This is a genomic window from Cytophagales bacterium (assembly GCA_019456305.1).
Taxonomy (GTDB): Bacteria; Bacteroidota; Bacteroidia; order Cytophagales; family VRUD01; genus VRUD01.
In genome coordinates, this window is the sequence record VRUD01000007.1 from 68940 (window position 1) to 77578 (window position 8639).

Consider the following 8639-nt stretch of genomic DNA (forward strand, 5'->3'; position numbering starts at 1 on the left):
TGTCATTGTCATAATCATTCGTAAACCGTAATTCGTCAATCGTAAATTCCATAAACTTGTTTATCATCTTCACTAAGTTGGAAAACAGTTCCTCTTACTTTTTCAACATTAATTTTATGCAAAACATTTTCTATAGAAACCGGCATTAAACGAGCCGTATGATCATTTGAAGCAGATAAAATATAGCTGCCGTCAGAGGAAAACTGCACTTTTGTTACTGCAGCTTTATGTCCCGGGAATAATTGAAGTTCATTGCCTTCCAAATCCCATAATCGTATTGTATTGTCGTTTGAACCGGTAACTATAAACTTACTATCATGTGAGAAATTGGCATCGTTTACCGAGTCTGAATGTCCTTTTAACATGACTTTTAAGTTCCCTTTTCTATCCCAAATGAAAACTATATTATTCTGTAATATGGTTAAAAACATCCTACTATCAGGCGAAAAAAGCGTGAATGTGACCTTGGAGGGGTGTTTGTATATTTGAATTGGATTTATAGCTGTACTTTTAATATCATTAAAATCCCACAGCCGGGCGATGCTATCTTCTGAGGTAGTAACAATCCATTGATTATCGGGGGAAAATTCTGCCGAGGTAATTGCTGTACCTGACAGGTGTATTTTTTTTATTTCTTTATAATATAATGAATCATTTTTTATTCTCTTTTCCCATAAATAAAATGAGCTGTCAGAAGAAACAATAGAGATATATTGATAGCTGTGAGAAGTATTATAGCTAAGAACATCATCAAATACCTGCAATTTTATTCCATTTGTATCCCAAAGAAAAACATTATTATTGGTTGAAGACCATGTTGTAATGTATTTATTATCCGGAGAAATAGTGAGTTTATCTATAAAACCTGTTTGTTCTTCAAACACGCTGATTTGAAACCCCTCTAAATTCCATAAACGAGTTTCCTGAGAAGTTGAGGCAAATATCTTACTATTTGGAAAAAAATTTACAACATTTACACTATAATGATTATGACCTTTCATAATTTGTAACAATTTTCCGCCAATATCCCACAACCTTGCAGTATAATCCCACCCTGCCGTAATAATATATTTTCCATCAGGAGAAAAATTAGCATCCACAACGTAAGCCGTATGTCCCTTAAATGCAGGGCTTTCCTTTAGCTGGATATTCCAGATGCGGGCAGTTTGGTCACCAGAGGCAGTAACAACATATTTGCCATCAGGTGAGAAATTAGCCGATAAAACCTGAGAGGTATGTCCTTTGAGCACCATCAACTCTGTTCCATTCAGGTCCCAGAGGCGGGCGGTGCCATCATCTGAGGCTGTTACAATAAATTTTCCATCTGGTGAAAATTTTATTGACCAAATATGGGCTGTATGTCCTGTCGTTATTAATTTAGTATCTTTACTTTTAAAATCAAAAATGTGTAAATTATTATCACCATAATGAGAAATCAAAATAAATTTATCATCAGAGGAAAATATAGCATTAAAAGCCTTAGCTGTTTTTATCATTATACTGGATAATAATTTGCCCTTTAAATCCCATAATCCGGCAGTACTATCCCATGATGCTGTAATAATAAAGTTACTATTATTTGAAAAACCAGCATCATAAACAGTTGCCTTATGATTTAAAATATTCAATTCCTTCCCCTCCAAATCCCAAATCCTCGCTGTTTTGTCACCTGAAGCTGTAAGAATGTACTTTCCGTTGGGTGAAAATTTTGCCAATCGCAACCCTTTCTCATGCCCCTCAAACCTCACCAACTCATTGCTTTCCATGTCCCATAGCCGGGCGGTTTTGTCAGAAGAAGCAGTGAGAATGAGGTAACCATCGAAGGACTGTTTAGTCGGAGCCCGACCGGGAGTCGGACTCCGACTGTGACGGTAAGGCGAAAAACATGCTGAACTTACTGCTCTATCGTGCTTCATGATGGCGAGGCAGTTGCCTTGCAGGTCCCAGAGGCGGGCGGTGCTATCGCGTGAAGCGGTTACGATATATTTGCTATTGAATGAAAAATTGATAGTTCCGTCTCCATTAGGCAACGGTGCTGTGTGTCCTTTTAAAATATGAAGTAAATTACCTTTATTATCCCACAACCTAAAATCATTATCTTTTGCTCCGGTAATTATATATTTACCGTCAGGTGAAAATTTTGCATTTCTAAGACCCTCTGTATGCTCTTTTAACACCTGATAAAACGGCATCTCACCATAAGCCGCCATGATTACCTGCTTTGCCAATGGCGTAGGATATATCTTGTATGCCTCCTCTGCGAGGCGAAATGCCAGGGTGGGGTCTTTTTCTAATGACATATAGGCTTTTGTAGCTATCTGGTTTGATTTTGAAGTGATCTCTATTAGTAGTTTGTTTTTTAATGCCTCACCCCTTTCGGTAAAAGCCCAGATAAAAGCTAAAATTGCAATGACGCACAGAGAAGATATAGTAATGATAAATGCGTTTTTAAGTCTTTTTCGCCTGTTTATCTCTTGTTCACTCTTGGTTAAAAACTCATTGATATCAAGGATTTGCTGTATCGAGATCTTGTCAAGCTCACTTTCATCGTAGAGAATATTAGTGCTCGCAACTACATTTTGTTCTATATTCATCTTAATTAAATAATATGACTATCTGCAAATATACCAATAATTTTTTAGTCACAGATTAACCTTTACCCCAAATATTGCATGGTTCCCGAGCACTCCCTGATAGGATCGGGACAGGCGGGATCACGGAGTAAACCTATACAAACTATTCTCAACCAATCCATTATTAAAGTATTGAATATATGCTTTTAATTCTTTTTGAAGTGCTTTTTTCTTAATGTCTAGTGATCCCATTACGGTATCAACGCTAAAATGAAGTAGGCGGCTGTCACCATTTGTAGTCAATTCTATGTAATAATCTTTATGGATAAGCCTGTATGTCTCCGCTGAATAATTGATGGCATAACCTTTGCAGTTTTCATTAAAAAAGGAATTTCCAAACCAGGTGATCTTATCGGTTTTGAACCCAAGATAATCCAGTACGCCTGGCATAATATCAACATGCTGTGTGATCCTTCCCATTTCGGCCATTACTTGTCCCACCTGCCATTTATTTGTATAGTGGATTTGATTAGCAGAGCGTCCCGAGTAACTCGGGAGCCCCGCCAGTTGGCGGGGTTCCATACCCACAGGCCTTTTTTTGCCCTGCTCCCTGCTCCCTGCGCCCTGCCCTAATGACTGTTTTGGGGTCGAAAGCTTGTTTTTAGGATGAAACAAAATTAAAGGAACTCTATATTGCCCTACTACATTCTGATAAGCTTTTTCAGAACTTTTTTGCGTATGGTCGGCTGTTATTATAAAAAGTGTATTGCTGTACCATGCCTTTGCTTTTACCGTTTCAAAGAATTTTTTTAGCGCATGATCAGTATATCCTATACTTTCATGTATTGGTAATACACCTTTGGGGAATTTTCCTTCATATTTTTTGGGTATGGTATATGGCTGGTGAGAGCTTAAGGTGAATATTACCGAAAAAAAAGGCTGATTATATTGTGAAAGTTTTTTTGCAAAGAACTGCAAAAAGGATTCGTCAAAAATTCCCCAATTGCCGTTATAATCATTTTCACTTTCAGGATATTCGTTCATACCATAATAATCATCCATCCCTAAAATTTTTGAGAACATATCAAATCCCATAGTGCCATTGATGCCTCCATGAAAGAAAGAGGTTTGATAGCCATACTGTTTAAGGATCGTTCCCAGTCCATAAATTTCATTGGTTTGATAAATAGAAGTTATCAGCGGCTCATCCATCAGGGCCGGTATCCCGGCAATAATTGCAGGTACTGCCTGCATGGAAGTTCTGCCATTGGCAAAATTATTTTTAAAAAATATTCCTTCCTGCGCCAGAGAATCTAAAAAAGGTGTATAGCCCTTGTATGAGTTTCCGGTTCCCAGGTATTCTGAGGAAAAACTTTCAAGGATTATGATGATTATATTATCTGTGCTGCCGGGTGCCAGATGTTGGGAACGGGAGACGAAGGACGAAGGACTATTGTCGTCCCCAGCACCCGGTTTCCCGTCTCTTTCACCTTCGTCAAGGCAGGGTTTTTTAATGATTTCCAGAACGTCTTTATCATTTTTAAAATAGTGTACTTTTTCTACTCCTGCCACATAAAAAAATGTATTAATAAAAGTAAAAGGTGTGTTCAAAGTCAGGATGCCAAGAATATTGGGTGGAATTACAAAGGCGTGGTTTAGGCGTAAAGGTTTTAGTTGGAAACCTCCTCTAACAGCCAAAAAGCTAAAGGAAATTAAAAGGATATAAAAAATGACCGTTGTTAATCCGGATACCAGGCGCTGGGAAGTGGATGCTTGACCCGCCAGTCGGCAGTCGGCAGTCGGCAGTCGGCAGTCGGCAGTCGGCATTGGATAAAAGAAGAAGAGTAGTATTGCAAATATGATACTCAACAACGACATATACCAAAAATGAATGGAAAGCTGCAGGAGTTGATCAACCACATCATTTGAAATGTTAATTATATCGGCTGTTACTCTTTTGCCTGTAAATTTAAAATACTCCAGGTCAATTAAATTAAGAATGAGAAAAGGAATATTTAAGGCCAGGAAAAGTGTTTTCAAAATTGTTTGATAGATTTTGTGTTCTTTGAATCTAAAAGGTAATACCGAGAAGAATATAAAAACAGCATTGATGATGATCAGAATTGACAGATCAAAGCGTATTCCGTGCAGAAATGATAATAGCAAATCGCTTACTGGGATGTTATCAAATACATGAAAATTAAATAAGTAAAAGAGGATTCGGATAACGGTATAGAAAACTATTACCAGAAGAAATCTTTTAAAGGGTAAGAAGAAATGGTGTAGGTTCAATGTATTGGGATTCCAATGTTTTAAATGAAGCTTATATTCTAATCTATCCATTGTGATCTTAATGAGCAGTTACTGGGTTCTGGGTTCTGGGTACTGGGTACTGGGTACTGGGTTCTGGGTATTGGTTTCTGTATACAAATGTTACTTTATTTTCTAATTACCCAGCACCCAATACCCAGTACCCAGAAACTAATTTCTTACTTTTTACTTTGAAACAGATCAATATTTTCCGGTAATCCCTTTTTACCCGTCTTAGTCATAGCTTTCAGCATTTTCTTCATGCCTTGAAATTGTTTAAGCAAATTATTTATCTGCTGAACTGTTGTACCACTTCCGGAAGCAATTCTTTTTCGTCTGCTTCCATTTATAATATCGGGCATTTGTCTTTCTGCAACTGTCATTGACCTGATTATTGATTCCATGGGCTTGAATGCGTCTTCGTCAATTTTTGTATCTTTTATCTTGTCCATGCCCGGCAACATGCCAATAAGGTCTTTTACATTTCCCATTTTTTTTATCTGTTGTAATTGGGATAGCATGTCTTCCAAATTAAATTGATTTTTGTATATCTTCTTACTAAGTACCCTCGCCTCTTCCTCGTCAAAAACATCCTGTGTTTTTTCTACAAAAGAAACCACATCCCCCATTCCCAGTATTCGCTGTGCCATTCTGTCGGGATGGAAAACATCAATCGTATCGGGTTTCTCACCATGGCTGATAAATTTTATTGGCTTTTCTACCACAGCACGGATCGATAAAGCAGCTCCTCCACGCGTATCGCCATCTAATTTTGTAAGCACGACCCCGTCAAAATTCAACTGCTCATTAAATGTTTTTGCCGTACTGACAGCATCCTGACCAGTCATCGCATCTACAACGAAAAGGGTTTCAGTAGGATCAGTTGCTTTTTTAATCCGGGTGATCTCCTGCATCATTTTTTCATCAATAGCCAAACGTCCGGCAGTATCTATCACAACAACTTTTTTACTGTTGGTTTTCGCATATTTGACAGCATTTTTGGCAATCTTAACAGCGTCTTTACTATCCGGTTCACTATACACTTCAACATCTACCTGCTCACCCAAAATATTCAACTGCTTAATTGCCGCAGGCCTGTATATATCGCAAGCAACGAGTAAAATCTGCTTGCCCTGTTTTTTGAGGTGATTGGCAAGTTTGGCAGCAAAGGTTGTCTTACCGGAACCCTGTAAGCCGGCAATTAATACAACAGCAGGATTTCCTTTTAAATTAATGTCCTGCATTGTTGTTCCCATCAATTCAGTCAATTGGTCACTAACAATTTTGACCAACAATTCACCGGGTGAAACCGCGATTAAAACTTCCTGCCCTAACGCTTTTTCTCTGATCGCGTCTGATACTGATTTGGCAACTTTGTAATTAACGTCTGCCTCTACCAGCGCCCTTCTTATTTCTTTTACCGTTTGCGCTACGTTTATTTCAGTGATCGTAGCAGTGCCTTTTAAAGTTTTTATGGCACGGTCGAGTTTAGTGGATAGGTTTTCGAACATATTACATAAAGTTAATAACAGTTAACAACAGTTAACAACAGTTAACAACGGTTGCTTAAAACACTGCTTTTTTGCAATATGCTCTTTTTTTTCAAGATTAAGCATATGAAAAAGTAACCGATATTAACCATTATTAACCGCTATTAACTGTTTTTAACCATATTCAGGTTAATTCGTTTTTAAGTTGTTTATTATTCGTATATTAGCATCGGGCTTATTAGTATAAAAATGAAAACAATCCTGATCGTAAACGCAAATATAGTAAATGAAGGGAAAATATTCAATTCAGACCTATTAATAAAAGATGGGTTCATTCACAGAATTGATAAGCAAATTGCTGAAAAGGCTGACATTACGATCAATGCCGAAGGTAAATTCGTGCTTCCGGGCATTATTGACGATCAGGTTCATTTCAGGGAACCCGGTCTTACACACAAAGCCGACATCTATAGTGAATCAAAAGCAGCCGTAGCCGGAGGTGTTACCAGCTACTTCGAAATGCCCAATACTACGCCTCGCGCTTTAACACAACAACTGCTGGAAGAGAAATACCACATTGCTGCCAGGAGATCGTTAGCCAACTATTCCTTCTACATGGGCACATCTAACGACAATATTGAAGAAGCGCTAAAAACCGATCCTTCCACTGTCTGCGGCATTAAAATTTTTATGGGTTCATCTACCGGAAATATGCTGGTTGATGATGAAAAAACCTTAAAAAGACTATTCGATAAAGCCCCATTGCTTATTGCTACCCATTGTGAAGACGAAAAAACTATATTAAGGAATCTTAAAAAATACGAAAAAAAATACGGGGAAAACATACCTGTAAAATGCCATCCTGAAATAAGAAGTGTAGATGCCTGTTTCAAATCTTCCTCATTTGCTGTAAACTTAGCAAAACAATATGGCACCCGGCTGCACATATTACATATTTCAACAGAAGAGGAATTAGCGCTTTTTGAAAACAATATTCCACTCGAAGTAAAGAATATTACAGCAGAAGTGTGTGTCCATCACCTTTGGTTTGATAATAGTGATTATGATGATCTGGGAACACGAATTAAATGTAATCCCGCAATTAAAGAAGCAAGACACAAAAAGGCTTTACTCAAAGCATTATTAGATGACAGGTTAGACATTATCGCTACCGACCATGCTCCACACACCATAGACGAAAAACAAAACTACTACAAAGATGCGCCTTCGGGAATTCCCCTGATACAAGATTCATTAAATATTATGCTGGAATTTTATCAACAGAGAAAAATAACCCTTGAGAAAATAGTGGAAAAAATGTGCCATGCACCGGCAATTTGTTTTAATATCGACAAAAGGGGCTTTATTCGTGAAGGATTTTGGGCGGACCTTGTAATCGTAGATCTAAACGCATCCAGGAAAGTAAAAAAAGAAAATATTTACTATAAATGCGGGTGGTCTCCTTTTGATGGAAAACTTTTTTCTTCCGGTATCACTCATACGATCGTATCAGGCCACCTCGTCTATGATAACGGGAAATTCGATGAATCCGGGAAAGGAATGAGACTTGAGTTTGATAATAAATAAATTTCCTTTTTATGAAAATAGAGATTCTTATATTGGCTCTGTTGAGTCCACTACGGGGATCAGTGCAGCTTACCAGGTTCTAAAATGGTTAACCGTACGCACTAACCTGGCAAATCTTTATATGAGCCGCGCTAAATGGGATGGTCAGGAAGACCCTAATTCAGGATTATACGCAATTAACGGAATGATAGGCGCTACACTTCTATTCAAAAATAGATTGGTCATTACCCCCGGGTTTCGTTATCCCATATATCAACGCACCCTTACTATTGAAGGTGATACTTTTGAATTTGGACCTACTTTTTTGCTGAATGTATCATTTTTTACACGACTCCGGGATTAACTAAATTGAATTAATATTCTACCAATTTCCTGGTATAAACCTTACCTGAGTTCCCTTCGCGGTCGTTTACAGTCAATTTAAGTATATAAACTCCGGATGAATAACCAACCTGCCTGGCGCTGAAACTATACTGATAATTCCCAACGCTTTGCATTTCATTAGCCAGCGGTTGTACCATTTTACCATGTATATTGTAAACTTCTAAGATAACATCTGCTTTTTCCGTTAAAGTATAGTTTATCTGAGTCTCACCTGTATATGGATTGGGATAAATGTTTATCCCTATACTTTCCGGTTGATTTTCGTTTATGCCTGTGCCGCCAATATTAACGATTA

Annotated in this window: 6 protein-coding genes; 2 read left to right on the plus strand and 4 right to left on the minus strand. The window is 37.8% G+C overall.

What is annotated here, in order from left to right; genetic code table 11:
* Positions 1-35 precede the first annotated feature (35 nt).
* The 3 genes from FVQ77_02715 to FVQ77_02725 form a co-directional block, all read right to left on the minus strand.
* Positions 36-2594 carry a WD40 repeat domain-containing protein gene (locus FVQ77_02715; protein ID MBW8049254.1) on the minus strand — a complete coding sequence of 853 codons (2559 nt, stop codon included), beginning with the start codon at positions 2592-2594 and terminating at the stop codon, positions 36-38.
* A 120-nt stretch (positions 2595-2714) separates the two neighbouring features.
* Positions 2715-4916, minus strand: a complete 2202-nt coding sequence (locus tag FVQ77_02720; GenBank protein ID MBW8049255.1) for a sulfatase-like hydrolase/transferase — start codon at positions 4914-4916, stop codon at positions 2715-2717.
* 146 nt (positions 4917-5062) lie between these two features.
* Complete coding sequence (locus FVQ77_02725) at positions 5063-6394, minus strand: signal recognition particle protein (protein MBW8049256.1); 1332 nt, start codon at positions 6392-6394, stop codon at positions 5063-5065.
* 228 nt (positions 6395-6622) lie between these two features.
* Here FVQ77_02725 and FVQ77_02730 point away from each other — a divergent pair, with 228 nt between their 5' ends.
* Entirely contained in the window at positions 6623-7960 is a 1338-nt protein-coding gene (locus FVQ77_02730) for a dihydroorotase (GenBank protein ID MBW8049257.1), read from the plus strand.
* The gene (locus tag FVQ77_02735) at positions 7947-8303 is read left to right on the plus strand and encodes a hypothetical protein (GenBank protein ID MBW8049258.1); all 357 of its coding nucleotides are present in this window, start codon (positions 7947-7949) and stop codon (positions 8301-8303) included. The genes FVQ77_02730 and FVQ77_02735 overlap by 14 nt, the downstream gene beginning before the upstream one ends.
* A 10-nt stretch (positions 8304-8313) precedes the next feature.
* On the opposite strand, the gene FVQ77_02740 is transcribed toward FVQ77_02735, so the two are convergent.
* The gene (locus FVQ77_02740; protein ID MBW8049259.1) at positions 8314-8637 is read right to left on the minus strand and encodes a T9SS type A sorting domain-containing protein; all 324 of its coding nucleotides are present in this window, start codon (positions 8635-8637) and stop codon (positions 8314-8316) included.
* Positions 8638-8639: the final 2 nt, after the last annotated feature.